The sequence below is a fragment of the Mycobacterium sp. IS-3022 genome (assembly GCF_001500065.1).
GTDB lineage: Bacteria > Actinomycetota > Actinomycetes > Mycobacteriales > Mycobacteriaceae > Mycobacterium.
In genome coordinates this window covers 43,982-68,332 of the sequence record NZ_LQIN01000048.1, presented here as the reverse complement: position 1 = coordinate 68,332, position 24,351 = coordinate 43,982, and the positions used below count along the sequence as shown (strand labels likewise).

General features: G+C 68.3%; 26 protein-coding genes. 13 read left to right on the top strand and 13 right to left on the bottom strand.

Annotated features, from left to right (window positions below; genetic code table 11):
• Positions 1 to 5 precede the first annotated feature (5 nt).
• On the top strand, positions 6 to 695 hold the full coding sequence (locus AU188_RS20635) for a YoaK family protein (protein WP_059165347.1): 690 nt from the start codon (positions 6 to 8) through the stop codon (positions 693 to 695).
• On the opposite strand, the gene AU188_RS20630 is transcribed toward AU188_RS20635, so the two are convergent.
• Positions 692 to 1,798, bottom strand: a complete 1,107-nt coding sequence (locus tag AU188_RS20630; RefSeq protein ID WP_059165346.1) for a phosphodiester glycosidase family protein — start codon at positions 1,796 to 1,798, stop codon at positions 692 to 694. The genes AU188_RS20635 and AU188_RS20630 overlap by 4 nt on opposite strands.
• A 163-nt stretch (positions 1,799 to 1,961) precedes the next feature.
• On the opposite strand from AU188_RS20630, the gene AU188_RS20625 reads away from it, so the two are divergent.
• Positions 1,962 to 2,249 carry a GlsB/YeaQ/YmgE family stress response membrane protein gene (locus AU188_RS20625; RefSeq protein WP_059100634.1) on the top strand — a complete coding sequence of 96 codons (288 nt, stop codon included), beginning with the start codon at positions 1,962 to 1,964 and terminating at the stop codon, positions 2,247 to 2,249.
• Here the strand turns inward: AU188_RS20625 and AU188_RS20620 are convergent.
• The 4 genes from AU188_RS20620 to AU188_RS20605 all read right to left on the bottom strand — a co-directional run bounded on the left by AU188_RS20620 (position 2,246) and on the right by AU188_RS20605 (position 6,557).
• A complete protein-coding gene (locus AU188_RS20620; protein WP_059165345.1) occupies positions 2,246 to 3,547 on the bottom strand; it encodes a PQQ-dependent sugar dehydrogenase in 1,302 nt (433 codons plus the stop codon). The two genes, AU188_RS20625 and AU188_RS20620, sit on opposite strands and share 4 nt — an antisense overlap.
• Positions 3,525 to 4,289: a pirin family protein gene (locus AU188_RS20615; RefSeq protein WP_059165344.1), complete on the bottom strand. Its 765-nt coding sequence runs from the start codon at positions 4,287 to 4,289 to the stop codon at positions 3,525 to 3,527. The genes AU188_RS20620 and AU188_RS20615 overlap by 23 nt, the downstream gene beginning before the upstream one ends.
• A gap of 18 nt (positions 4,290 to 4,307) precedes the next feature.
• Positions 4,308 to 5,432: an NDMA-dependent alcohol dehydrogenase gene (locus AU188_RS20610; protein ID WP_059165343.1), complete on the bottom strand. Its 1,125-nt coding sequence runs from the start codon at positions 5,430 to 5,432 to the stop codon at positions 4,308 to 4,310.
• Between the two features lie 141 nt (positions 5,433 to 5,573).
• Complete coding sequence (locus tag AU188_RS20605) at positions 5,574 to 6,557, bottom strand: sigma-70 family RNA polymerase sigma factor (protein ID WP_502687627.1); 984 nt, start codon at positions 6,555 to 6,557, stop codon at positions 5,574 to 5,576.
• 47 nt (positions 6,558 to 6,604) lie between these two features.
• On the opposite strand from AU188_RS20605, the gene AU188_RS20600 reads away from it, so the two are divergent.
• From AU188_RS20600 to AU188_RS20585, 4 genes are all read left to right on the top strand, one after another.
• Positions 6,605 to 7,444 carry an alpha/beta hydrolase gene (locus AU188_RS20600; RefSeq protein WP_059165341.1) on the top strand — a complete coding sequence of 280 codons (840 nt, stop codon included), beginning with the start codon at positions 6,605 to 6,607 and terminating at the stop codon, positions 7,442 to 7,444.
• A complete protein-coding gene (locus AU188_RS20595; RefSeq protein WP_502687626.1) occupies positions 7,423 to 8,427 on the top strand; it encodes an alpha/beta hydrolase family protein in 1,005 nt (334 codons plus the stop codon). Before AU188_RS20600 ends, AU188_RS20595 begins: the two co-directional genes overlap by 22 nt.
• A 116-nt stretch (positions 8,428 to 8,543) precedes the next feature.
• The gene (locus AU188_RS20590; RefSeq protein WP_059165339.1) at positions 8,544 to 9,323 is read left to right on the top strand and encodes a DUF2786 domain-containing protein; all 780 of its coding nucleotides are present in this window, start codon (positions 8,544 to 8,546) and stop codon (positions 9,321 to 9,323) included.
• On the top strand, positions 9,320 to 9,814 hold the full coding sequence (locus AU188_RS20585) for a TIGR04338 family metallohydrolase (protein WP_059165338.1): 495 nt from the start codon (positions 9,320 to 9,322) through the stop codon (positions 9,812 to 9,814). Before AU188_RS20590 ends, AU188_RS20585 begins: the two co-directional genes overlap by 4 nt.
• Here the strand turns inward: AU188_RS20585 and AU188_RS20580 are convergent.
• From AU188_RS20580 to AU188_RS20560, 5 genes are all read right to left on the bottom strand, one after another.
• The gene (locus AU188_RS20580) at positions 9,811 to 10,152 is read right to left on the bottom strand and encodes a YbaB/EbfC family nucleoid-associated protein (protein WP_286137597.1); all 342 of its coding nucleotides are present in this window, start codon (positions 10,150 to 10,152) and stop codon (positions 9,811 to 9,813) included. The two genes, AU188_RS20585 and AU188_RS20580, sit on opposite strands and share 4 nt — an antisense overlap.
• Positions 10,149 to 11,672, bottom strand: a complete 1,524-nt coding sequence (locus AU188_RS20575) for a PPE domain-containing protein (protein WP_059165337.1) — start codon at positions 11,670 to 11,672, stop codon at positions 10,149 to 10,151. The genes AU188_RS20580 and AU188_RS20575 overlap by 4 nt, the downstream gene beginning before the upstream one ends.
• Before the next feature lie 27 nt (positions 11,673 to 11,699).
• A complete protein-coding gene (eccE, locus tag AU188_RS20570) occupies positions 11,700 to 13,097 on the bottom strand; it encodes a type VII secretion protein EccE (RefSeq protein WP_059165336.1) in 1,398 nt (465 codons plus the stop codon).
• Entirely contained in the window at positions 13,094 to 14,422 is a 1,329-nt protein-coding gene (gene mycP, locus AU188_RS20565) for a type VII secretion-associated serine protease mycosin (protein WP_172799561.1), read from the bottom strand. Before mycP ends, eccE begins: the two co-directional genes overlap by 4 nt.
• Positions 14,423 to 14,925: 503 nt before the next feature.
• A complete protein-coding gene (locus AU188_RS20560) occupies positions 14,926 to 15,327 on the bottom strand; it encodes a DUF3224 domain-containing protein (protein WP_059100646.1) in 402 nt (133 codons plus the stop codon).
• A 223-nt stretch (positions 15,328 to 15,550) separates the two neighbouring features.
• On the opposite strand from AU188_RS20560, the gene manT reads away from it, so the two are divergent.
• The 3 genes from manT to mmpH are packed head-to-tail and all read left to right on the top strand — an operon-like array spanning position 15,551 to position 18,577.
• On the top strand, positions 15,551 to 16,786 hold the full coding sequence (gene manT / locus AU188_RS20555) for an MMP alpha-(1->4)-mannosyltransferase (protein WP_059165335.1): 1,236 nt from the start codon (positions 15,551 to 15,553) through the stop codon (positions 16,784 to 16,786).
• On the top strand, positions 16,780 to 17,511 hold the full coding sequence (locus AU188_RS20550) for a class I SAM-dependent methyltransferase (protein WP_059165334.1): 732 nt from the start codon (positions 16,780 to 16,782) through the stop codon (positions 17,509 to 17,511). The genes manT and AU188_RS20550 overlap by 7 nt, the downstream gene beginning before the upstream one ends.
• A complete protein-coding gene (mmpH, locus tag AU188_RS20545) occupies positions 17,498 to 18,577 on the top strand; it encodes an MMP endo-(1,4)-3-O-methyl-alpha-D-mannosidase (protein ID WP_082686723.1) in 1,080 nt (359 codons plus the stop codon). The genes AU188_RS20550 and mmpH overlap by 14 nt, the downstream gene beginning before the upstream one ends.
• Here the strand turns inward: mmpH and AU188_RS20540 are convergent, their stop codons facing one another.
• Positions 18,578 to 19,225 (bottom strand): class I SAM-dependent methyltransferase, encoded by a 648-nt coding sequence (locus tag AU188_RS20540; protein WP_082686722.1) that lies wholly within the window; start codon positions 19,223 to 19,225, stop codon positions 18,578 to 18,580.
• Positions 19,226 to 19,298: 73 nt separating this feature from the next.
• Between AU188_RS20540 and AU188_RS20535 the strand changes: the two genes are divergently transcribed.
• A complete protein-coding gene (locus AU188_RS20535; protein ID WP_059165332.1) occupies positions 19,299 to 19,868 on the top strand; it encodes a TetR/AcrR family transcriptional regulator in 570 nt (189 codons plus the stop codon).
• A 4-nt stretch (positions 19,869 to 19,872) separates the two neighbouring features.
• Here AU188_RS20535 and AU188_RS20530 read toward each other — a convergent pair whose 3' ends face one another.
• Entirely contained in the window at positions 19,873 to 20,475 is a 603-nt protein-coding gene (locus AU188_RS20530; protein ID WP_059165507.1) for a TetR/AcrR family transcriptional regulator, read from the bottom strand.
• Between the two features lie 80 nt (positions 20,476 to 20,555).
• On the opposite strand from AU188_RS20530, the gene AU188_RS20525 reads away from it, so the two are divergent.
• Together AU188_RS20525 and AU188_RS20520 are read left to right on the top strand one after the other, a co-directional pair.
• Positions 20,556 to 21,935 (top strand): cytochrome P450, encoded by a 1,380-nt coding sequence (locus AU188_RS20525; protein ID WP_502687625.1) that lies wholly within the window; start codon positions 20,556 to 20,558, stop codon positions 21,933 to 21,935.
• 9 nt (positions 21,936 to 21,944) lie between these two features.
• Positions 21,945 to 23,291 (top strand): cytochrome P450, encoded by a 1,347-nt coding sequence (locus AU188_RS20520; RefSeq protein WP_059165330.1) that lies wholly within the window; start codon positions 21,945 to 21,947, stop codon positions 23,289 to 23,291.
• Positions 23,292 to 23,342: 51 nt separating this feature from the next.
• Here the strand turns inward: AU188_RS20520 and msrA are convergent, their stop codons facing one another.
• Positions 23,343 to 23,858, bottom strand: a complete 516-nt coding sequence (msrA, locus tag AU188_RS20515) for a peptide-methionine (S)-S-oxide reductase MsrA (RefSeq protein ID WP_059165329.1) — start codon at positions 23,856 to 23,858, stop codon at positions 23,343 to 23,345.
• A gap of 79 nt (positions 23,859 to 23,937) precedes the next feature.
• Between msrA and AU188_RS20510 the strand changes: the two genes are divergently transcribed.
• On the top strand, positions 23,938 to 24,339 hold the full coding sequence (locus AU188_RS20510) for a hypothetical protein (RefSeq protein ID WP_059165506.1): 402 nt from the start codon (positions 23,938 to 23,940) through the stop codon (positions 24,337 to 24,339).
• Positions 24,340 to 24,351 lie beyond the last annotated feature (12 nt).

Genomic DNA, 24,351 nt, shown 5'->3' with positions numbered 1-24,351 from the left:
CGGTCGTGGCCGTCGAATCCCCTGTCTCACAGCGGTTGACGATCACCTGCCTGCTGCTGCTGACGTTTGCGACCGGACTGGTCGACGCGGTCAGCGTGCTGAAGCTCGGACATGTCTTCGTCGCGAACATGACGGGCAACGTGATCTTTCTGGGCTTCTGGTTCGTTCCGCACTCGAGCGTCGACGTCACCGCCGCCCTCGTCGCATTCGTCAGCTTCGTGACGGGCGCCGTGGTGAGTGGCCGCTTCGCCCGCCACCTCGGCACCGACGTCCGGCGATGGCTGGCGATCACCTTGTCCTTCGAAGTTCTGATGCTGGCGACACTTTCGGTGCTCGCCGGCGCCGGCGTGCTCGACTACCAGGACGACAGGAAGCTGCTTCTCATCGCCGGCCTTGCCGTCACCTTCGGCGTGCAGAATTCGACTGCCCAGCAGTTCGGTATCCAGGAGCTGTCCACCACGGTGCTGACGACGACGATCGTGCGGATCGGGTTCGACAGCAGGCTGGCCGGCGGCACCGGGGACCGCGAAAAGCTGCGCTACAGCGTGGTGCTGACCATGTGCGGCGGCGCGATCGTCGGTGCGACGATGACGCGCTTCACCGTCGCGCCGATCATCGCGTTGGCCGCGGTGATGGTCGCGATCAGCGGGGCGCTGTTCTGGTTCGGCGGCCGGAGATCCCGTGCCGACTCCTAGTTGAACGCCAGCCAGCTGGGCAAGGCGCGTTCGCGTGAGTCGCACAGCACCTGCCGGGTGTCGCACGAGCCGCGGGGCACGCCCGCGCCGGCCCACATCCCACCGGTGTCGCGGCGCAGCACGATGGACGACGATCCGCCGCCGTCGAGCAGCACCGCCGCGTCGCTGCCCAAGCCGCGGAAGAGATCCTGGATCTGGTCGGGCGTGTAGCTGCCGCCCTGGAAGACGTACATCTCGTCCTTGTCCTTGGCATACGCGATCGCGGTGCGGGCCGCGCTCGGGCCACCGTCGTTGAGCTGGCCGGTGTCGCCGGGCGCGAGCAGTCCGATGCCTGCCACCGCGACGAACCGCGCGCCGTCGTCGACCAGAGCCTGAATCACGGGCGACGCCGCGTCGTAGTCGTCGGGACTCTTGGGCGGCACCACATACGGCGCCCCGCCCACCGGGAGGATCATCGTGGACAGCGCTTTCCAGTGCTCGTTGCCGCCGGACAGCCCCTGCTTGCCCGCGTAGGCGATCGTGCCGGTCACCGCGGCGTTGGCCCGGCCCTGCCCGCGGGTGTTGTCGACATATGCGCCAAGCGGCGAACTGCAACCGGTCGACTTCCAGGAACCGCCCTTCTGGCCGCGCACGTCGAAGAAGTTGGCGTTGATCGCGATCGTCGGTTGGCCGAGGGCATGCCAGGCCTGCAGCGGTGTGAAGATCTCCGACGCCTGCCACAGGCCCTCCCCGGTGCGGGCCCGCGGATCGCGTTCGCAGCGCGCTTGGAAGCCCCGGTGCGAGTCGACGAGAAGCCGTGGCGCAAGGCGAGTGGACGCGGCCTTGATGATCATCAAGTGCCCGCCGCTGGTCATCTCGTACCAGCCGCCGCCCGCGTTGAGCATCGGCGCCGGGTGTCCGCCGCCGAAGTTGTAGACGAGATACGAACCGCGCGTCGTGGCAATGGCATTCGCGAGTAGTTCGCGCGCGCTCGCGGCCTTCGCGACCGGGACGCCCGCCGTTGCCGACAGCACCGCGCAGAGCATCAACGATGCGGCCGACGCCACGAATCGCCGGATGTTTGCCGCAGCCGTCGGCACCGTCGCCCCTTTCCGGAAGCCCATAAACTCCAGCCAACCGTAACCACAGGAGAAACGCTGTCAACTTTCGTCACATCTGCATCACAGTTGTGCATCGTCCTTCCGGAACCCTGAGTTTCGACGCCGAGAAGTGGGTAAGGAGAGGTGGTAGGTCCGTGTACGGCGGAATACGTGGTGAGGAGCGGCAATGATCTGGACCATTATCAGCGCGATAATCGTCGGCGCGATCATCGGTGCATTGGCCCGACTGGTGATGCCCGGTAAGCAGAACATCGGTGTGCTCATGACGATCCTGTTGGGCATCGTGGGGTCATTCCTCGGGTCGTGGCTGACCGGCCTGTTCGGTTACAGCAACGAGAACGGCGGTTGGGCGGTCATCCCGTTCATCGTCGGTGTCATCGTCGCGGTCGTGTTGATCGCGATCTACGTTGCAGTCACCGGTCGCAAAGGCACCGGAGCACCGACGGCCCGTTAGCGTTGCGGCGGCGCCAACCGGTAGACGGCGTCCGCGTAGTCGTCGGTGATGTAGACCGCCCCATCAGGTCCCGTCACGGCGGCCACCGGGCGTCCCCACCGGGAACCGTCGGCTGCCTGAAACCCGGAGACCAGCGTCTGCTGGTTGCCCAAAGTTCCGCCTTTCCAAGGAAGGAACGCCACCTCGGGCGCAAGCGGCGGCTCTCGGTTCCACGATCCGTGCACACCGACAAGCGCCCCGCTGGCATACGGCTCCGGCAACACGCCGACGGTGAAGCTCATGCCCAGCGGCGCTGCGTGTGCACCGAGGCTCTGCTCGACCGGCGGCAGCGACGCGCAGTCGAGACGGCTGCCGTCGGCATTGGTCTGAACGTCGCGGATGAACGGTAGGTTCGCCGGGCCCCCATCGGGATTGCAGTACGGCCAACCCAATTCGCGTCCTTGCCAGAGTCGGGCGACCGACTCGGGAGGATGGTCGTCGACATAGTCGGGAACGACCTCCCCGGTCCGCGGGTCCGCCACATTGTCACGATTGTTGACCGCGGTCCACACCGACCCATCCGGGGCGATGGCCAGGCCGGTGCCGTTGCGCACGCCCGTGGCGAAGGGCTGCGCAGCACCGCCGCCGGGCGGAACGCGCATGATCGTCGCCCGAGGCGGATCGGCGTCGCGGTCTTCGGCGGAGATGTTGCCGGTCGAGCCGATCGAGAAGTAGACGCTGCCGTCGGGACCGACCGCAACGGATTTGAGCGCATGCGCGTAAGCCCCTTTCAGGTCGGGGCTCTTCGCGTCGGGCAGGTTCTCGACGACCGTGCGTCGGTTCGTCGCAGCGCCGTCGGCGTAGTCGTACACGTCGATCTGGTCGCTTTCCGCGATGTAGAGTGCGTCACCGGCGAACGCCATTCCGTGTGGCTGGTCGAGGTTCTCGAGCAGCGTCGACTGTCGCGGTTCGGCGTCGGTGGGCTCGAGCCGCAGCACCTGGCCGGTGCTCGGCTGGGACACCAGCAGCGCGCCGTCGGGCGCCCACGCCGCCAACCTCGCCTTCGGTACGCGGGCCCATACCGACATCGACCATCCCGGGGGCACCATCGCTTGCCGAGGCTCGCCGAACGGCGATTGCGCGAGTGGCGAGGCGACCGCCACGTTGACCGGTGCCAGGTCCGCAGAGGCAGCCGTCGGCGCCGCCGATGTCGATGGCGGGCTCGTGTCGGGTCTCGGCTCGGGGCTGGTGGAGCAGGCCGCCACCAGTGCCGACCCGGCCAGACATGCAATTGCGTTACGCCGCAGCCAAACTCGCATGCATCTCCCAGACCAGGATCTCGGCGGGCGTGGTGGCCGCGACGCGCTGCCCGCCCGACCCGGTGAAGCGCACCGCGTCGCCCTCCTGCAGTGCGCCGGCGCCCTCGAGGGTCACCTCACCGCGCGGGACGAACAGATGCAGATACCGCGCCTGCGGCAACTCGACGGTGTCGCCGGGTTGCATACGGGCGCCGTGCAGGGCGGCGTGCCTGTTGCGGATGGCGATCGCGGTCTGATCGCGGTGCCCGGGCATACCGGAGGCGATGGTCACCAACCCGCCGCGCAGCAGTTCGTCGTCGATCTCGAGCTGCTGATAACCCGGGTCGATCCCGGACTCGTCGGGCACTACCCACATCTGGACGAAATGCACCGGCTCACCATGCGTCTGGGCGCCGGTCAACGTCCACGAGTCGTTCTTTTCGGAGTGCAGAATGCCGCGGCCGGCCGACATCCGCTGTGCCAGACCGGGATAGATCACCCCGGAGTGACCGGTGGAGTCCTGGTGCACCAGCGATCCGCGTAACACCCACGTGACGATCTCCATGTCGCGGTGCGGATGGGTATCGAACCCGGTACCCGGTGCCACGATGTCGTCGTTGTTGACCAGCAGCAAACCGTGGTGGGTGTTCTCGGGCGCGTAGTGGCTGCCGAAGGAGAACGAGTGTTTGGAGTCCAGCCAGGAGATCTTGGTCTTCGCGCGGTCGTCGGCACGCCGGATGTCGACGGTTTCCGCTGCGGCCATGCCCCCAGGGTAGCGGCGCTACCAGTCCGCCTCGTCGTAGGTGACGACGCCGCGGATGTTCTTGCCGTCGAGCATGTCCTGGTAGCCGGCGTTGATGTCCTCGAGCCGATAGGTCTTGCTGACCATGTCGTCGATGTTGAGCAGGCCCGACCTGTACAGCCCGACGAGCTTGGGCGTCTCGATGTGGCTGCTGCCGCCGCCGAAGATGTTGCCCTTGAGCGTCTTCTGCAACATCGTGAACAGGAACAGGTTGAGCTTGACGTCGACGTCCATCATCGACCCCATGCCCGTCACCACGCAGGTGCCGGTCTTGGTGGTCAGGGTCAGCGCCTCTTCGATGTACTCGCCCTTCATGTCGCCGACCGCGATGATGGTCTTGTCGGCCATGATGCCGTGGGTGAGGTCGATGACGGGCGCGATCGCCTCGGCCATCGACGGGTAGACGTGTGTCGCGCCGAACTTGATGGCCTGGTCTCGTTTCCATTCGTTCGGATCGATCGCGATGACGTTGCGGGCGCCGGCGATCACCGCGCCCTGCAGCGCACTCATGCCGATGCCGCCGACGCCGACGATCACGACGGTCTCGCCGGGTTTCACTTCGGCGACGTTGGTGGCCGACCCGAAGCCCGTCGGCACCGCGCAGCCCAGCAGGGCCGCCGATTCGAACGGAATGTCGTTGTCGATCTTGACGACCGAGTCCTTGTGCACGGTCATGTACGGCGCGAAGGTGCCGAGCAGGTTCATCGGCGACACCTCGGTGGTGCCGGCGTGCACCCGCGAAGTCCCGTCGGCGATGGCCTTGCCGCCGAGCAGCACCGCGCCGCGGTCGCACAGCGAGCGGTAACCCTTGAGGCACGGCGGGCATTCACCGCACGCGGGGATGAACGCGAGGATGACGTGATCGCCCTCGGCCAGGCCGGTGACGTTGCGGCCGACCTTGGTGATGACGCCCGCGCCCTCGTGGCCGCCGAGTGCGGGGAGCGCGATCGGCGTGGCGCCGGTGGTCAGGTGGTAGTCGGAGTGGCACATGCCCGCGGCGTGCAGGCGGATCTGGACCTCATCGGCGACGGGGTCGCCGATCTCGATCTCGTCGATGCGGAACGGCGAGTTGAGCTCCCAGAGAAGCGCGCCTTTGGTTCTCATGGAGGCTGACTATAGAACACGTTGCAGAACAGGTGTCAAAGAGCCCGCTGACCTGCGGGTTAAGGCGCTTACCTGCGTTGTCGAGCGGCCCTTATCGTGCGGATTCTTGTCGATTGCGTGGCATGACTGGCCACTCGGCGATCAGAGCGAAGCGGGAAGGCCGAACTTCTCGAACGACGTCATGTGGAACGCCACCACGTGCGTGATGCCGTCACGCCCGACGTCGAGAACATGCATCTGAAACGGCTCGTGGACGCCGGTCTCCCGATTGAGCATGTACAGCGCGCCGGCCGGCTGACCGTTCGCTCTGGTCTGTATGAATCGCATGTCCCCGGGACCCTCCGCCGGGCAGTGCGTCTTTGACAACAACACGATGTCCTGCGGGCCTTGGTACCAGCCGTCGAACGGCGGCATCTCCCACACGGCGTCCGCGGTGAACAACTCGACCAGCTTGTCGATGTCGTAGCTCTCGAACGCAGCGATATAGCGAGTCAGCAGATCCTGCGCCTCCGGCGACTCCGGCGGCTGCAGCTGGTCGTCCTCACTCGGGCCAACCGCATCCAGCTGCGCACGCGCCCGCTGCAGGAGGCTGTTGACCGCCGCGGTGGAGGCCCCGATTGCGTCCGCGACCTCGGCGGCCTTCCACTGCAGCACCTCACGCAGCACCAGCACCGCGCGCTGCCGCGGCGACAGATGCTGCAGCGCCGCGACGAACGCCAACCGCACGGATTCGCGCGAGCCCACGATGTTCGACGGGTCGGTCGAATCGTCGGGTAGCGGCTCCAGCCACGGCACCTCGTCGCGCGCGACGATGTCGTCGACCGGATCCGAACTCGGCGCGCCGAGACCGGTCGGCAGCGGCCGCCGCTGTCGGCCTTCGAGCGCCGTCAGGCTGGTGTTGGTGGCGATCCGGTACAGCCATGTCCGCACCGACGATTTGCCCTGGAAACCGTCGTACGACTTCCACGCTCGCAGATAGGTTTCCTGCACCAGGTCCTCGGCATCATGCAGCGAGCCGGTCATCCGGTAACAGTGGGCGAGCAGTTCGCGGCGGTACCGCTGCGCGTCGGCCAGGAAGGCATCCTGGGCGCTTCTGTCGTCGACATCGTGGGCCAGCACCGTCACGCCGCCGAGCTTAATCAGTGGGTGTGACAAACGGATAGTCTCGGCTGGTGGCCACTACCCGCAGCGAACACACCTTCGCAGGTGTCGGCGGCGTGCGCATCGTCTATGACGTCTGGACCCCCGACGGTGATCCCCGCGGCGTGGTCGTGCTCTGTCACGGATACGCCGAGCACGCCCGCCGCTACGACCACGTCGCTGCCCGGTTCGGCGAGGCCGGCCTGGTCACCTACGCCCTCGACCTGCGCGGCCACGGCCGGTCCGGTGGCAAGCGGGTGTACCTGCGCAACATCGGCGAATACACCGAGGACTTCCGCAGCCTGGTCGGTCTCGCCGCCGCCGAGCACCCACAACTGCCGCGGATCGTCGTCGGCCACAGCATGGGCGGCGGGGTCGTGTTCGCCTACGGCGTCGAGCACCCCGGCGACTACACCGCGATGGTGTTGTCCGGGCCTGCCGTCTACGCACAGGACGCGGTGTCGTCGTTCATGATCGCCGTCGCCAAGGTCGTCGGCAGCATCCTGCCCGGCCTGCCCGTCGAACAGCTGCCGACCGAAGCGGTGTCCCGCGACCCCGAGGTGGTGGCCGCATACATGGCCGACCCGATGGTGCATCACGGCAAGCTGCCCGCGGGCATCGCCAAGGCGCTGATCAAGGTGGGCGAATCCATGCCGCAGCGGGCCTCGGCGCTCACCGCGCCGCTGTTGGTGGTGCACGGCGAGCAGGACAAGCTGATCCCCGTCGCCGGCAGCCGCCACCTGTTGGAATGCGTCGGCTCCGGCGACGCCCACCTGAAGGTCTATCCCGAGCTGTACCACGAGGTGTTCAACGAGCCCGAGCGCGACCTGGTGCTCGACGACGTCACCTCGTGGATCGAGGCCAAGCTTTGAAAGCCGTTGCGGCCGGCCTTCTTTCACTCGTCCTCGCGCTAGCCGCGTGCTCGTCGTCGGGTCAGACCCAATGGGTCGACGAGGAGGTCACCTTCACCGCCGACAGCCTGACCGTCCACGGCACCTACCGGCATCCGTCGGGCGAGACGCCGGGCCCCGCCGCGCTGCTGATCTCCGAAAGCGGCGCCACCGACCGCAACGGCGACAACCAGGTCGCCGGCCCGGTCGGCAACATGCGTCAACTCGCCGAACTGCTGTCCGACCGCGACGTCGCAAGCCTGCGTTACGACAAGATCGGCACCGGCAAGACCGGTCTGGGTCCCTACGCGCAGCGGCCCACCGAGGTGGTCAGCGCCGTGTACACCTCCGGCGCGAAAGCCGCCGTGCGCTACCTGGCCGGTCGGCCCCGCACCGACGGCGACCGCATCTCGGTCTACGCACTGGGAGAGGGCGCCATCCACGCCATGCAGTTGGCCGGCGACACCGGTCCCGATGCGCCGAAGATCCACTCGCTCGGCCTCTTTCAGCCCCTTCCCGGCCGCTACCTGGACATCATCACCAACCGCGTGCGCGCCAACGCCAGCCCCGCGGCCCTGTCGACGTGGCTGACGGCCGTCGACGAGGTCCGCACGAAGGGGACTGTGCCGCCGAACCTCCCCGAGGGCCTCGGCGCGCTGCTCAACCCCGGCAACGTCAACGCCGTCATCCAGGCCGACAAGATCGACCCGCTGACGCTGGCCGCCGACATTCCCGCGGGCACACCGGTCCTGCTGACTTGCTCCGACTCCGACGGTCAGGCGGACTGCACCGCGATCAAGCCACTCGCCGATGCGCTGCGCCACACCGCGCTGACTCTGGTGGAACTCGAGGGCGTCAACCACGTGCTGCGCGACGACCCGAGCGACAACGTCGCCAATTACGCCTCACAAGACCCGCTTTCTCCACAGGTGGTCGACGCGCTGAACGGCTTTGTCGCCAAGTAGCCCTAATCTGGCGCCATGAGGATCCGAAGACGACTGCGAGCGAGGATCGCTGGGCCCACGCCCGAAGGGCAGGGGATGAGGAACGAGCGAGGACCGGAACGAGCGGGAGTCGAGGCATGAGTGAAGACAAGATGCTGGCCCGCATCGCCGCCCTGCTGCGCCAGGCTGAGGGCACCGACAACCCTCACGAGGCCGACGCGTTCATGGCCGCCGCGCAGCGGTTGGCGACGGCGACGTCCATCGACCTCGCTGTCGCCCGGTCGCATTCCGAACTGCGCACCAAGGCGCAGATGCCGGTGCAGCGGACCATCACGATCGGCAACGCGGGCACCAGAGGCCTGCGCACCTACGTGCAGTTGTTCACGGTGATCGCGCATGCCAACGACGTGAAGTGTGACGTCGCATCGAATTCGACGTTCGTCTACGCCTACGGCTTTCCCGAGGACATCGACGCCAGCCACGCGCTCTATGCCAGCCTGGTGATGCAGATGGTCCGGGCTTCGCAGGGCTACATCGCCTCGGGTGCGCATCGCCCGACGCCGACGATCACCGCGCGGATCAACTTTCAATTGGCGTTCGGCGCGCGCATCGGGCAGCGGCTGGCCCAGGCCCGCGAGGACGCCCGCGACAAGGCCACCAGCAGCCGCGACAGTCGGCCGGGAACCGCGATCGCGTTGCGCGACAAGGATCTCGAGTTACGCGACTTCTACCGCGAATCCTCGGAGGCGAGGGGAACTTGGCGGGCCACCAGCGCGACGGCCGGCTACTCCTCGGCCGCCCGGCGCGCGGGTGACCGGGCCGGGCGCAACGCCAGGCTCGGACCCAGCACCGAACTCGCGGGGGCGCGCTCGGCGCTGGCGGGAAGTCGGCGCCGCGGCGCCTCCGGGGAGAAGTGACCGGCCGCGACATCCAACGCGCGAAGGTCTACGCCGCCGAGGAGTTCGTCCGCACGCTGTTCGACCGGGCGGCCGAGCACGGCAACCGTGTCGTGGAGTTCTTCGGCACCGCGCTCACGCTGCCGCCGGAGGCGCGGTTCGCGTCAATGGAATCGGTGCAACGCTACGTCGACGACGTACTGAGGATGACGGCGGTGCGGCGACGGTGGCCGCGCGCGGCGCCGCTGGCCGTGCGGGCCAGACGCGGAGCCACCGCCGCGCACTACGAGGCCGGCGACGACGGCGCCGTCATCGCGGTGCCCGAAGTCGGGACCCGCTGGGCGCTGCGCGAGCTGGTGGTTCTCCACGAGATCGCCCATCACCTCTGTACGGATCCGCCCCCGCACGGACCCGAATTCGTCGCGACCTTGTGCGACCTCGCCGACGCGGTGATGGGTCCAGAAGTCGCTCACGTACTGCGCGTGGTGTACGCCAAAGAGGGTGTGCGCTAGCGGCTTTCACCGGACGGGGCATCGGTGATCTCGGCGACGGCGGCGTCGATGCGCTCGCGGTCCGTCTCGATCGAGGCGCTGGCCGCGGCGTTGGCGTTCTGCAGCGCCTCGTTGAGACGCTGCTGCACGGTCTCGACACCGAGGCGCAGCAGGCCATCCTCGATGAACGCGCCCGTCAGGTGGTGATGACCGTTCAACGTCACCTCGACGGTCTCCGTTTCGTCTGCGGCCGTGAAGGTTTGAGTGCTCATCCGGTGCAGTTGATCGTCCATGATCGACTGCAGCCGCTGCGCTTGCTGTAGCACGGCGGCGACTTCGGGATGCATCTCATCGGTCACGTGGCGTCCTTGACCCCGCCGCCGTCGTCCCTGCGCCGGCGGTTGCCGATGACGGCCTCGGTCCAGGGCCGGTCCTCGGTGTACAGGTCCTCGTCGGGGGCCAAGCGGGGATCGCGCCGCTTCTCCTGGCCCTGCTGCGCGCCCGCACCGTGGCCCATCGGCGCCATGCCGGCGCCCATGGCCCCGGCGGTGCGGTCCGCCGAGGGTCCCGCTGCGGTGCTGGCCGCGGCCGGCGTCGTCGGCGCGGGCGCCACCGTCTCGGCCGTCACCGGCGCCGACATCGGTGTCGCCGGCATGTCGCCACCGCCACCACCGGCGCCGCCGCCGGACCCACCGCCACCGGAGGCCGCAGCGGGCCGCAGGCTCGGATCTGTCGGCAGCTTCGGGGTCGACGGTGCGCCACCGGGCGGCCCGCTCGGCGCGGCTGCGCCGGCACCACTGCCTCCGGTCGGCGCGCCGCCGCTCGAGGGCGCGCCGCCGCCAGCGGGAGCGCCGCCGCGCGGCCCACCGCCGGGTTGGCGTCCCGCCGTGGCCTTTTGCGGCTGACCCAGCGCCGCTGCCGCCGTCTCGGCCATACCTGTGCGATCTCCGCCGGGCTGACCACCGCCGCCCCCGCCGGCCAAGGCCGCACCCCCGGCGTCGCCGTGCGACGGCATGGCCGGACGGACGGGTGAGAACGTCGCATCGCTGGCATATTGCCGGCGCACTTCGTCGGAGCGCTGCTGCAGCTCCTGCATCCGCTTCTGGACCTTCGCCATCTCGTTATGCGTCGCGACGGAGTTGCTTGGGGTCATCTGCGCGGCGAGCTGGCGCAGCTGCGTTTCCAGCGTGACGTACTCGCTGTGGATGCCTGTGTGTTCACTCCTCGCATTGTTGTGCGCCTCAAGGACTTTGGCGGCCGATTCGGCCAGCTCCCGCCACCCTTCGGCGAGCTGCGCCAGCCAGCCGCCGAACTCCGCCATCCGGGCGTAGGCCGCGTCGGCGGCGGCGCCCTCCCAGTCGCCTGCCGGCGGTCGCGGCGCGTTGCCCCTGATCCGGGTGGCCGCCACACTCCACTGCAGCATCGCCGTCTTCAACGACGCGCCGTCGTCCCCGGCGCTCAGGTCGGCCTGCGTCTTGTGCACGTCGCTGTAGCCGTCGGCGTCGAGGCTCTGCGGTGCTCCGACGGGTGTGGGGAGAGGGGGCGGAGGCGTCGACGGGGCGGGCACCGCGATCGCATCCACCGCGGCCCGGCGCTCGGGGTCCTCGATCACCCTGCCGTAGGTTTCGTCCACTTCGGTGTAGGCCTCGGCGGCGATCTGCAGCATCTCGGCGATGCGTTGGTTCTCCGCCTCGGCCCACCGCTGGAAGCCGAGCAGCGACTGCGCGTTGTCGTTGAGGTTGGCCACCGCGGCGGCCGACGAGGGCAGCGCGTCGGGCGGCACCACCGCTTCGGTGGCGGGGTTGTGCCAGTTCTGGCTCTGCATCTCGGTGGACTGCCTGGTGAGTTCCACCGGGTCGACCCGCTGTACCTCGCCCATGGCTATCCCCTTGTCCGCATGTCGGTCTCAGCCCTCGAGGACCATCTGGTAGCGGCTTTCCTCCCGCGGGTTGATCAGCCGGATCGGCAGCTGGCGGTGACGTGGAGTGTCGATGAAGTTGTTGCGCAAGATGACTCGGCCGACACCGGAATGCGGGCCGAGGTACGTCGTCGCGTTGGGCCAGACGACTTTGGCCTCATCACCGATCCGCGCATTGACGAACCCGGCGAACTCGGTGAATTGGGGCAGCAGGGTGATGACGGCGCCCGCCGCCGCCGAGCGCACGATGAACTGCGTGAACAACCGCGCATCACCGAGGTTGATGCTCACGTCGACGTCGTCGAACGGCATGTAGACCGGATAGCGGTCGGCGGTTTCGCCGACCAGCACCCCGGCCGACCCGATCGGGAGTTCGTAGTGCCGGTCATTGACCGGGCTGATCCCGTACAGCGCCGCCCGCTGACCACCGAACAGGCACGAAAAGCCGCGCGGCGTCGTGGGATTGGCCAACGTCGTCAACAGCACCGTCGATGTGGGCGCTTCCCCGGGCCGGATCCGGACCCTGGTGATCGTGTGGTCGGCGCGCGCCGACCACCACACATCTGGACCACCGGGAGCGCTGTAGGCGGCGGTGAACGTGCTGCGCCCCTTGATCGCCGACCACATCTCACGCTCGAAGCTGATCTCGGTTGCCCGGTCGAGGTCGTCGAAGCTGCGCGCCGGGCGCGCGTCGACTCCGTTGCCGGCCAGTTGATCTGCGATCCGCGTTGCGGAAGCAACCAGGTAGCGGGCCAGCCCTGCGACGCCGGACTCACGGCGCTGCGACGACTTGCGGGTGGTCTCCGGGTCGGCCCGCAGCACGATCCACGTCCGCCGATTGGCCGGTGCCGGATAGGGGCCGACCACCTGCTCGTACAGCGAAACCAGTGTCGCCGGAGCTGTTTTGCCGACCCGGTAGCCAGAGGACACCACGTCGGCGTCGAGATCCGGGCAGTGCGCGGCGACGAGTTGCTCGACGAGCCGGGTGTCGAGGACGTCGTCGGTGAACGCCGCGCCGTTGACGATCACCGTCGGGGTGAACGGCCGGGGCACCAACTCGATGGCCGACACCAGGTATTCGTCCTGCCACCGCACCGCGACGTGGTCGCCCGGCATCACCGTGGCGCCCACGGCGGGCTCCGACGGCCGCGCCGGCACATTGCGGTGCCGCCGGCGCCAGGCGAACACCGCCGCGACCCATCCGGTGACCCGGCGACCGCGGATCGTCACCACGGAACCGAGCGCGATCAGCACCGCGAGCGTGATCCCGAGCCACAGCAGGTCCAGGCTTGCCAACACGAGAATGCCGGCCGGGATCAACGCCGCCGCCCAGATCGCGTGGCCCGTCGTGAACCGCAGCCCGAAAATGCCGAGGATCTTGTTCATCGGCGCCTCAGTGCCCGACGAGCCAGCGCGCCGAGTCCCAGGACCGCCGCGAGCACCGCCCCCGCGACGACGACCGCGGTGATCGGGCCGCGATCCGGCGGAGGGGTGAACACCGGCGGCGGGATCTCCTTGACCTTGTACGGCGCATGTTCCGGGCCCGCGGGCACGTCCCACGTCAGTGCCGCGACCGGGTCGATGGGCCCGGCGCCGACGTAGTTGTCGGCGCCCCCGCCGGGGTGCCGCGCCGTGGCGGTGATGCGGTTGATGATCTGGGCCGGCGTCAGCGCCGGGAAGCGCTGTTTGAGCAGCGCCGCCAATCCGGAGACGTAAGCCGCCGCGAACGACGTCCCGCTGATGGGGATCGGGCCGTCCTGGCCGTGCAACGCGTTGACCGGATTGCCGTCATAGCCGAGCGCGATCAAATTCTCGGCCGGGGCGGCGGCCCCCACCCAGGGACCCGACATCGAGAACGAGCTCGGCTGGCCGGTCGGGCCGATGCCGCCGACGGTCAGCACCAGCGGCGAATACCACGCCGGGCTGACGATCGTCTGCACCTGCTTCCAGCCGCGCGGATCCGCCGGCACCGCCGGATCCGGCGGCGGGTTCTGCGCGCAGTCCTGACCGGTGTTGCCCGCGGCGACGATGACGACCGCACCTTTGACGTTGACCGCGTAGTTGATCGCGGCGCCGAGGCCGGTCTCGTTGATCGGGCGGGTCACCTTGTAGCACGCGGCTTCGCTGATGTTGATGACCTGCGCGCCGAGGTTTGCCGCGTGCACGACCGCCCGGGCCAGGCTGCGCAGCGACCCGGCGGTCTGCGTGGTGTTCGGGTCGTTGGGGTCCTGGCGCGAGCCGACCGGTTGGAACGCCTCGGAGGTCTGCCTCAGCGACAGGATGCGGGCATCGGGTGCGACGCCGACGAATCCGTCCGTCGGCCCGGCCCGTCCCGCGATGATCGACGCGGTCAGCGTGCCGTGCGCGTCGCAGTCCGACATCCCGTTGCCGGCCTGGTCGACGAAGTCTCCGCCGGGTTCGGCAGGCACCCGCGGTGAGCCGATGACACCGGTGTCGATCACCGCGACGGTGACGCCCGCGCCGGTCGCGAACTTCCGCGCCTCCGACAGCCGCAGATAGTCATTTGCCCACGGTCGGTCGGCGAAATTCGAGTTGGGGAACGTCGTCGGTGCCGAGCAGACGCGACGCTGTTCCATCGGTTGGTCGGGTCCGGTCTGATCGGGTGGTACGGCCGCGGGATCGATCGCCGGTGGTTCGATCGCCGTGGCGGCGGGGGCGGTGAACAAGGCCAGCAGCAGCGCCGCCAGCAGCGCGACGACGCGCTGAAAGATGCGCTGCACGCGCTACGCACCCCCCTGGTACGAGGACCGTCGGGCAGTGTGCTGGAAGTTTCGGAGCAAACTACGCACCGCCCTCTGAGCGGCGCAAACTCTCACGTCAAGCCAATCGGCCGATTGCACGCAGCCAATCTTAAGGGGCGGTCGGGGTGGGTCATTGCGCTATCTGTCCCCGGTGGGCGGCCGGCGCCGGCGCCGATGCAACCTGTCGTCGCCGCGACCGTCGACCAGCCATGCCGGCCGACCCGGCCACAGACTTCGTCGGCCGACGACACACCGCGGTCATCGAAGCGCGCTCGGCGTGCCGACCCCGGGATCGAACAAGGCGGCGACCTTCGCCGTCGACGCAGATTTCACTCGCCCGGGATGTGGAGCCGCGCTGTTCGACGACCATCCGGGGCCTCAGGAGCTCGCCCGGGCGCCGGCGCTGTCGCCGCGGTGTCGAGCAACGCTTCGGGTGCTTGCTGCAGCGCTCGTCAGGGAACGGCGGTGTCCAACCCGTCGATGTCGAGGGTGATCGCGCCGGCCGGATCGGCGCGGAACTTTCCGCTGCCGGCCGCGTTGGCCAACCCGCCGGTGCCGGACGCAATCCGCACGTCGGCGCTGGCGACACCGTCGCTATAGGAGCCGTCATGCAACAACACGAGGCTGCCGGGGTTGCCGCCGATGGTGCCGGTGATGTGCTCGATGCCCACGAACAGCGCGCTCTTGTCCGGCGCGTAGGCCAACAGCCACTTCGTCGTCGACGTGCCCTTGATGTCGCCGTTGTAGCGTTTGGCGACCAGGGCCTCGGTCAGTTTGGTGGCGTCGTCGCCGTCCTCGAACGGCGTCTCATCCCAGCTGCCGATCTCGAAGGTCGCCTCGATATGTCTGCTCATGGGGGGCGGATACCCGATCGGCGGGCCGGGTGAACCGAGAGGCCGAGAGGCGGGGCCGCCAGCCACTGTGATAGTCAAGGCATCACGGTCGCGTTGCGTCCGGTAGCAGGTCAAACTATAGTCTGGACACATGTCCAGAAGGTTCGGAGTTGTTGCGTGACACGATTCGTCCAGCTCACCGGCCCTGGATATATCCGCTTTAGCGCATCGGCGTGAGTTGAAGATGCGCATCGCCCTGTTGTCGTACCGGAGCAAGACCCACTGTGGTGGGCAAGGCGTGTACGTCCGTTATCTCAGCCGCGGTCTCGCCGACCTGGGCCACGACGTCGAGGTGTTCTCCGGTCAGCCCTATCCGGAAGACCTCGACCCCCGGGTCCGGTTGACCGAGGTGCCGAGCCTGGATCTGTACCGCGAACCCGATCCGTTCCGCATTCCGTGGCCGACCGAGATCAAGACCTCGATCGACCTGCTCGAGCTGTTGACAACCTGGACGGCGGGGTTTCCGGAGCCGCGCACGTTCAGCCTGCGCGCCGCTCGCGTGCTGGCCGAGCGCCGCGACGAGTTCGACGTGGTGCACGACAACCAGTGCCTCGGCACCGGCTTGCGCAGGATCGCCGCCCTCGGGCTTCCGGTGGTGGCCACGGTGCATCATCCGATCACCCGCGACAAGGTCGTCGACGTCGCCGCCGCCAAGTGGTGGCGCAAGCCGCTGGTGCGGCGGTGGTACGGCTTCGCCGAGATGCAGAAGCAGGTCGCCTGTGAGATCCCCGAACTGCTCACGGTGTCCTCGACCTCGGCGGCCGACATCTCCGAGGACTTCGGTGTTGCGCCAGATCAGTTGCACGTCGTGCCGCTCGGAGTCGACACGGCGATGTTCAAACCGGCCGAACAGCGCGTGCGCAACCGCATCATCGCGATCGCCAGTGCCGATGTGCCGCTCAAGGGTGTGCGGCACCTGCTGCACGCGGTCGCGCGGCTACGCGTCGAGCGCGACCTCGAACTGCAGCTGGTCGCCAAGCTCGAACCGAACGGCCCAACCGAGAAGCTCATCGCCGAACTCGGCATCTCCGACATCGTGCACAGCTCGAGCGGGCTGTCCGACCGGGAGCTGGCCGACCTGCTCGCCTCGGCCGAAGTGGCCTGCATCCCTTCGCTTTACGAAGGCTTCTCGCTACCTGCCGTGGAGGCGATGGCCAGCGGTACACCGATCGTCGCCAGCCGTGCCGGTGCGTTGCCCGAGGTGGTCGGCGTCGACGGTGAATGCGCCCGGCTGGTGCGGCCCGCCGACGTCGACGAGCTGACCGCGGTGCTCGGCGACCTGCTCGACTCCCCGCGCGAGCTGGCCCGCCTCGGCGCCAACGGACGCAAGCGTGCGCTCGAGGTGTTCAGTTGGCAATCCGTTGCGGCGCAGACAGTTGCGGTGTACGAGCAGGCTCGGAACCGGGTCGGCGCATGCTGACGGTGGACTTCGACCGGCTCGAGGTGGGCGCGGGCACGAAGGTGATCGACGTGGGCTGCGGCGCCGGCCGGCACAGCTTCGAGGCGTACCGGCGCGGCGCGGACGTCGTGGCCTTCGACCAGAACGCGGCCGACCTCAACGACGTCGACGAGATCCTGACCGCAATGCGTGAGCAGGGCGAGGCGCCGCCGACGGCGAAGGCCGAGGCGGTCAAGGGCGATGCACTCGATCTGCCCTATGCCGACGGCACTTTCGACTGTGTGATCGCCTCGGAGATCCTCGAGCACGTGCCCGAGGACGAGAAGGTGATCGCCGAACTGGTCCGGGTGCTCAGGCCGGGCGGAACGCTGGCGATCACGGTGCCCCGCTGGCTTCCGGAGAAGCTCTGCTGGGTGCTCTCCGACGAATACCACGCCAACGAGGGTGGTCATGTGCGCATCTATCATGCCGACCGCTTGCGCGACAAGGTGCTCGCCCATGGCCTGCGACTCGAGCACACCCACCACGCGCACGCCCTGCACGCCCCGTACTGGTGGCTGAAATGCGCGGTGGGAACTGAGAATTCGGATCACCTCGCGGTCAAGGCGTACCACCGCATGCTGGTGTGGGACATGATGAGCCGGCCGTGGCTGACCCGGACGGCCGAGTCGCTGCTGAACCCGCTGATCGGCAAGAGTGTCGCGTTGTACTTCGACAAACCGGCGGTCGTCGGTGCTGATACCTGAACTCGACGGCGTCCCCGGCGTCCCGGGTGCCCTGACGCCCGAACAATGCCGCCAGACCGCGAAGTCGATTGCGGCGACACAGGAATCGTCCGGCGCGCTCCCGTGGTTCGACGGCGGCCACACCGATCCCTGGGACCATGTCGAGAACGCGATGGCGCTGACCGCCGCCGGTCTGCTGGAACCGGCGCGCGCGGCGTTCGAGTGGTCGCGCACGACCCAGCGTCCCGACGGATCCTGGCCCATCCAGTTGCGCAACGGCGTCATCGAAGATGCCAACAGCGACAGCAACTTCTGCGCCTACATCGCGACAGGCGTCTGGCACCACGTGCTGATCACCGGCGACCGCCGATTCGCCGAGACGATGTGGCCGGTGGTCGCCAAGGCCATCGACTTCGTACTCGGCATGCAGCTCGAAGGTGGTGAGATCGCCTGGGCGAGAAGTCCTTCGGCGATCGAACCAGACGCGTTGCTGACCGGATGCGCGAGCATCTACCACAGCATCCGGTGCGCGTTGGCGCTCGCGGACTACTTCGACGACCCGCAGCCCGAGTGGGAGGTGGCCGTCGGCCGGCTCGGCCACGCGATCGCCCACCACCCCGAGGCGTTCACGGTGAAGGACCGCTGGTCGATGGAGTGGTACTACCCGGTGCTCGGCGGCGCGGTGCGCGGTGCGGCGGCGACGGCGCGCATCGACGAGCGGTGGCACGACTTCGTCGTACCCGGCCTCGGCATCCGCTGTGTCGACGACCGGCCGTGGGTGACCGGTGCCGAAACCTGTGAGCTGGTCCTGGCTTTGGATGCGATGGGGGACACGGTCCGCGCTCGCGAGCAGTTCGCCGCAATGCACCATCTGCGGGAGGACGACGGTTCCTACTGGACGGGCCTAGTGTTCGCCGACGGCAAGCGCTGGCCGGAGGAACGCACGACGTGGACCGGTGCTGCGATGATCCTCGCCGCCGATGCGCTGTCCCGCACGACGGCGGCCAGCGGCCTTTTCCGCGGCGACGACCTACCCCGCGGCCTCGAAGGCGAATACGACTGCGAGTGCGCGACGAGCGACCGCTGACTACAGCGGCTCGCCGACCCCGCCTTGTGTCCGCTCCAGCACCCGCATGGACCCGGTTGCCGACACTTCGCGGAAGTTGTTGCTGTCCAAGGCCCGACGGTAGATGTGGAACGGCGCCTGTCCGCCTTCTTCGGGGTCGGGGAAGACGTCGTGGATGACCAGCGCGCCGCCGACCTCCACCCACTTCGCCCAGCCGTCGAAGTCGCGCTGCGCGGCCTCCTCGGTGTGGCCGCCGTCGATGAACAACAGGCGCAACGGGGTTCGCCAACCGCGTGCGACGACCGGTGACCTGCCGACCACCGCGACGACGTGCTCGTCCAGGCCCGCGGCGTCCAGCGTGTGCCGCGCCGTCGGCAACGTGTCGAACAGGCCGGTGACCGCATCGACCATCGACGCGTCGTGGTACTCCCAACCGGGCTGGTGCTCCTCCGAACCGTGGTGGTGGTCGACGGTGTAGAGCACGCCGCCGGTCTGCTGCGCGGCCGCGCCGAGTAGCACGGTCGACTTGCCGCAGTACGTCCCGATCTCGACGCCGATGCCGTCACCGAGGTATTTCACGGCCGCATCGAACAGGGCGCGGCCCTCGTCGGGGGGCATGAAACCGGTCACCTGGTCGGCCAGGGCGAAGAGTTCATCGGTGGTACGCATCGTCGTCAATCTATCCGGCGCCGGCGCGACGATTCATTGCTGGTGCCGGTTCGTTGTAGTAGCGTCCGGACATGTGTCCGACACGGCCCTGGAGTCGACCCGGCGCCGTCTGACCGCCAAGCAGGCGGATACCGTGGACCGCCTCGGCCGGGCCGCGGTCGATCTCCTCGGCCGCGAGGGCTTCGCCGGTCTCACCGTGCGCCGGGTGGCCGCCGACGCGGGCGTCGGGGCGGCCACCGCCTACACCTACTTCTCCTCCAAGGAGCACCTCGTCGCGGAGGTGTTCTGGCGACGGCTCTCGGCGTCGCCACCGGCCGCGCACGAGTCGGACGATCCCGCCACCCGCGTCATCGAGGTGCTGCGGCACATCTCGCTGCTGGTCGCCGATGAGCCCGAGTTCGCCGGAGCGGTGACGACAGCGCTGTTGGGCCGCGACCCCGACGTCGAGGTGCTGCGGCTGCGCATCGGCCGCGAGATCCGCGCCCGACTGGCCGCGGCGCTGGGCTCCGACGTCGATGCCGACGTCATCGACTCGCTCGAGATGCTGTACTCCGGCGCGCTGGTCCGCGCAGGCATGGGCTACGCGTCGTACACCGAGATCGCCGAGCGGCTGGAGAAATCCGCGCGGTTGATCCTGGGCTGACCGGTCAGCGGGAGCCGAGAATCGCCTCGGACGCGGTGATCGCGGGCTCGACGATGCCCCGCAGATCGCGGCCGTCCTCGACGAACAACGCGGTCAGCTCGCGCAGGCCGCCCAGCAGGATCAGCGCCAGCGGCCGCGAGATCGCGGGCAGTCGTGCACGCCGAAATCCGGGGCTGCCGCTGAGATCGACGAGCATGTCGGTCAGGTGCTCCATGGCCAGCCGATGCAACGGCTGGGCGGCGATGCCCAACGCGGGCGCCTCGCGAATCCAGGTCAGCGTGATCGCCGGACGCGCCGCGATGTGGTCGACGTACGCGGTCACCGCCTGCCGAATCTGGTCGTGCCAGTCGTCTTCCGGCCGGGTCGCCGCCCGGATGCTCGCGATCAGGTCCTCGTTGTTGCGGCGCAGCAGCTCGATCAGGCATTCGGCCTTGCTCGGGAACTGCTCGTAGAAGGTCCGCTTGGAGGTGCGGGCGTGCCGCACGATGTCGGCCACCGTGGTGTCGCGGTAGCCGCGCTCGTTGATGGAGGCGGCCAGGCCGTCGAGAACGCGATCGCGGAACGGGTCGTCGACGGCGGTAGCGCCATTGTCGAGCGCTGACCTCATCTCGCCTCCAGACCCTTGCGACAACTGGTACCAACCGGTACCGTACATCACACAACCGCGGTACATCGTAGTACCGAGATATGGCTGGGAGCGTCATGAGCGAAGTCACGGTCCTCAAGGGCACGGAAACGCCCGCCGAAGCCAAGCCGTCCCGCGCGGTCAAACTGCCGCCGCAGGCCCCGATCCCCAAGCCCGTCCTGGGCGCCGCATTCGCCATCTCACGGCGGTGGACCGTCGCGCAGATCGCCCGCCGCTACGGGCCCGTGTTCACGCTGAACCTTCCGGTGTTCGGGCGCACGGTCGTCATCGGCGACCCGCAACTGGCCAAGCAGCTGTTCATGGCCAACACCGACGACGTCGGCAACATCCAGCCGAACCTGTCCCGGGTGCTCGGACCCGGCTCGGTGTTCGCGCTCGACGGAGCCGAGCACCGTCGTCGCCGCCGGCTGCTGACCCCGCCGTTCCACGGCAAGAGCATCAGGAACTACGAGCGCATCTTCGAGGAGGAGACGCTGCGCGAATCGGCGAACTGGCCGACGGGGCAGGCATTTCCGAGCCTCGAGCCGATGATGCGGATCACGCTCAACGCGATTCTGCGGGCCGTGTTCGGCGCTGACGGTGAGCAGCTCGACGAACTGCGCCGCATCATCCCGCCCTGGGTGACGCTCGGTTCCCGGGTGTCCACGCTGCCGACTCCGTCGCGAACCTACGGCCGGTTCAGCCCGTGGGGCCGGCTGGCCGAATATCGCAGGCAGTACGACGCCGTCATCGACAAGCTGATCGACTGGGTCACCGCCGATCCGAATTTCGAGAACCGCGACGATGTGCTGGCGCTGCTGCTGCGCAGCACGTACGAAGACGGTACGGCGATGTCGCGCAACGATATCGGCGACGAGTTACTGACCCTGCTCGCTGCGGGGCACGAGACCACCGCGTCAACCCTGGCATGGGCCTTCGAGCGGATCACCCGACATCCGGAGGTGCTGGCGAAACTGGTCGACGAAGCCGGCACCGACGACAACGAGTACCGGCAGGCCACCATTCTGGAGGTGCAGCGCGCCAGGACGGTCATCGACTTCGCCGGCAGGCACGTCTACTCACCGACATTCGAACTCGGCGATTGGGCTGTACCACAGGGCTATTCGATCCTGGCCAGCATCTCGCTGATGCACGACCGCACCGAGGAGTTTCCCGGGCCCGACCACTTCGATCCGCAGCGCTTCCTCGGTGAGCGGCCCCCGACGTTTGCGTTCATCCCGTTCGGCGGGGGCACCAGGCGGTGCGTCGGCGCCGTGTTCGCCAACGTCGAGATGGACGTGGTGCTGCGAACAGTGCTGCGCCACTTCGTGATCGACAACACCACGGCTCCCGCGGAGAAGGTGCACTCCCGCGGTGTGGCCTACACCCCGAAGGACGGCGGCCGCATCGTGGTGCACCGCCGAGAGACGCCGCTCGCCTAGGAGGAATCGATGACGAACGCCGCCGTAGCCAAGCAGGACGCCGCGGTCGCACCCGGCAGGACGCCTCCGGCGGTGCCGTTACCCAAGCCCGTTCAGCTGGTGCTCATGGCGGGGTTCCGCCGCTGGTATCTGGCCAAGGCCATCAAGCGGTATGGGCAGGTGTTCGCGATCAATGTGCCGTTCTTCGGTCGCAGCGTGGTGGTCGCCGATCCCGCGCTGCTGCGGCAGGTCTACCTCGCCAGCACCGACGACTTGATCAACGTGCAGCCGAACCTCAGCCGGATCTTCGGTCCCGGTTCGGTTTTCGCCCTCGACGGTGTCGAGCACCGCAAGCGCCGCAAGCTGCTCGCCCCGCCATTCCACGGTCAGAGCATCAAGAACTACGAGAAGATCATCGAGGAGGAGACGCTCCGCGAGACGGCGACCTGGCCGGAAGGTGTCGAATTCCCCACCCTCGAGCCGATGAACAGGATCACGCTGAACGTCATCCTGCGCACGGTGTTCGGGGCCGACGGAGCCGAACTCGACTTTCTGCGAGAGATCATCCCGCCGTGGGCCAAGCTGGGGTCCCGCATGGCCACCTTGCCCGAACCGCCGTTCAGCACCGGACGGTTCAGCCCGTGGGGGCGGCTGGCGACCTTCCGCCGCCACTTCGACCGCACCGTTTTCGCGCTGATCGACAAGGCCGAAGCCGATCCCGCGCGCGATGAGCGCACCGACATCCTGGCGCTGTTGCTGCGCAGCACCTACGAGGACGGCACGCCGATGTCACGCCAGGACGTCTCCGACGAACTGCTCACGCTGTTGGGGGCGGGCCACGAAACGACCGCATCGACGCTCGGCTGGGCCTTCGAGCGGCTGCGCCGTCATCCCGAGGTGCTCGCCGAGCTGGTCAGGGAGAACGACGAGGGCGGCAACGAGTACCGCCAGGCCTTCATCAACGAACTGCAACGCAACCGGACCGTCATCGACTTCTCCGGCCGGCACGTACTCGCTCCGCATTTCGATCTCGGCGAGTGGCGAATTCCGCACGGCTACACCGTGATGGTGGCGCTGGCGAACATCCACGCCAACGCGGAGGTCTTTCCCGACCCCGAGCGCTTCGACCCGGACCGCTTCCTGGGTAAGCGACCGCCGACGGCGTGGGTGCCCTTCGGTGGCGGGACCCGCCGGTGCATCGGGGCGGCCTTCGCCAACGTCGAAATGGACGTGGTGCTACGAACGGTGCTGCGACACTTCGTGATCGAGACCGATGACGCGCCCGACGAGAAGGTGCATTTCCGCGGGATCGCGTTCACGCCGAAGGACGGCGGCCGGGTCGTGGTGCGACACCGGAATCAGCGCGAGAAGTCGTAAAGTGCTCCGAAACCTCGGCGTGTCGGGGGCACTTTGCGTCTGCTCGGCGGGTTACTGGCTGGCCGTCTCGCGCTTGGGCAGCTTCCAGCCCGGACGCGGGAAGTGGCAGGTGTAGCCGCTCGGATAGCGCTCGAGGTAGTCCTGGTGTTCGGGCTCGGCCTCCCAGAAGTCGCTCGCCGGTGTCACCTCGGTGACGACCTTGCCGGGCCACAGGCCGGAGGCGTCGACGTCGGCGATGGTGTCGAGCGCGATGCGCTTCTGCTCGTCGTCGAGGTAGAAGATCGCCGACCGGTAGCTGGTGCCGACGTCGTTGCCCTGCCGGTTCCTCGTGGTCGGATCGTGGATCTGGAAGAAGAACTCCAGCAGCGCGCGGTAGTCGGTCTGCGCCGGGTCGTAGACGATCTCGATCGCCTCGGCATGGCCGGGGTGGTTGCGGTAGGTGGCGTTGGCGTTCTCGCCGCCGGTGTAGCCGACGCGCGTCGACACCACACCGGGCTGCTTGCGGATCAGATCCTGCATGCCCCAGAAGCAACCGCCGGCCAGGATGGCCGTCTTGGTGGTGCTCATGCCGCTCCTCACTGTCGAACACTGTCGATACAAACTCTGTATACAACCCATAGTGCCTGTCGACGATTACGGTTGTGTGATGCGCACAGTCGTGGCCGTCATCGGGGTCGCGGTGCTGGCCGGCTGGGCCGCACCGGCGGCATCGGCGGAGACCGCGGTGCTCGCCGAACGTCCCGGCTACCAGGGTGTCGTGTTCACCGACAACCCGGCGATCGTCGACGCCCATCCCATGCGCGCCGAGTCGTTCAGCCGATCCGCCGATGACCGTGCAATCGGGGTGCATTTCACCACGGGCACGCCGCAGTGTTATGGCGTGCACGCCACGGTCCAGGAGACTCCCGACGTCGTGACCGTCGCGCTGCGCGGCGGCACGCTTCCCGAAGCCGTCGGCCGCGCGTGCATCATGATCGCCGTGTCGGGAACCCTCGACGTCGCGCTCGAGAATCCGCTGGGCGCTCGGCAGGTGCTGACCGCGTTCTGACACTCGACAAAC

Bases quoted from the DNA above. Each gene is read 5' to 3' on its own strand.
- AU188_RS20510 (WP_059165506.1), top strand. From the start codon at position 23,938: ATGCGCACAGTCGTGGCCGTCATCGGGGTCGCGGTGCTGGCCGGCTGG.
- AU188_RS20625 (WP_059100634.1), top strand. From the start codon at position 1,962: ATGATCTGGACCATTATCAGCGCGATAATCGTCGGCGCGATCATCGGT.
- AU188_RS20520 (WP_059165330.1), top strand. From the start codon at position 21,945: ATGACGAACGCCGCCGTAGCCAAGCAGGACGCCGCGGTCGCACCCGGC.
- AU188_RS20560 (WP_059100646.1), bottom strand. From the start codon at position 15,327: ATGAGCAGACATATCGAGGCGACCTTCGAGATCGGCAGCTGGGATGAG.
- AU188_RS20590 (WP_059165339.1), top strand. From the start codon at position 8,544: ATGAGTGAAGACAAGATGCTGGCCCGCATCGCCGCCCTGCTGCGCCAG.
- AU188_RS20615 (WP_059165344.1), bottom strand. From the start codon at position 4,289: ATGGCCGCAGCGGAAACCGTCGACATCCGGCGTGCCGACGACCGCGCG.
- AU188_RS20530 (WP_059165507.1), bottom strand. From the start codon at position 20,475: ATGAGGTCAGCGCTCGACAATGGCGCTACCGCCGTCGACGACCCGTTC.
- msrA (WP_059165329.1), bottom strand. From the start codon at position 23,858: ATGAGCACCACCAAGACGGCCATCCTGGCCGGCGGTTGCTTCTGGGGC.
- AU188_RS20630 (WP_059165346.1), bottom strand. From the start codon at position 1,798: ATGGGCTTCCGGAAAGGGGCGACGGTGCCGACGGCTGCGGCAAACATC.
- AU188_RS20525 (WP_502687625.1), top strand. From the start codon at position 20,556: ATGGCTGGGAGCGTCATGAGCGAAGTCACGGTCCTCAAGGGCACGGAA.
- manT (WP_059165335.1), top strand. From the start codon at position 15,551: ATGCGCATCGCCCTGTTGTCGTACCGGAGCAAGACCCACTGTGGTGGG.
- AU188_RS20620 (WP_059165345.1), bottom strand. From the start codon at position 3,547: ATGCGAGTTTGGCTGCGGCGTAACGCAATTGCATGTCTGGCCGGGTCG.
- AU188_RS20575 (WP_059165337.1), bottom strand. From the start codon at position 11,672: ATGGGCGAGGTACAGCGGGTCGACCCGGTGGAACTCACCAGGCAGTCC.
- AU188_RS20540 (WP_082686722.1), bottom strand. From the start codon at position 19,225: ATGCGTACCACCGATGAACTCTTCGCCCTGGCCGACCAGGTGACCGGT.
- AU188_RS20550 (WP_059165334.1), top strand. From the start codon at position 16,780: ATGCTGACGGTGGACTTCGACCGGCTCGAGGTGGGCGCGGGCACGAAG.
- AU188_RS20610 (WP_059165343.1), bottom strand. From the start codon at position 5,432: ATGAGAACCAAAGGCGCGCTTCTCTGGGAGCTCAACTCGCCGTTCCGC.
- eccE (WP_059165336.1), bottom strand. From the start codon at position 13,097: ATGAACAAGATCCTCGGCATTTTCGGGCTGCGGTTCACGACGGGCCAC.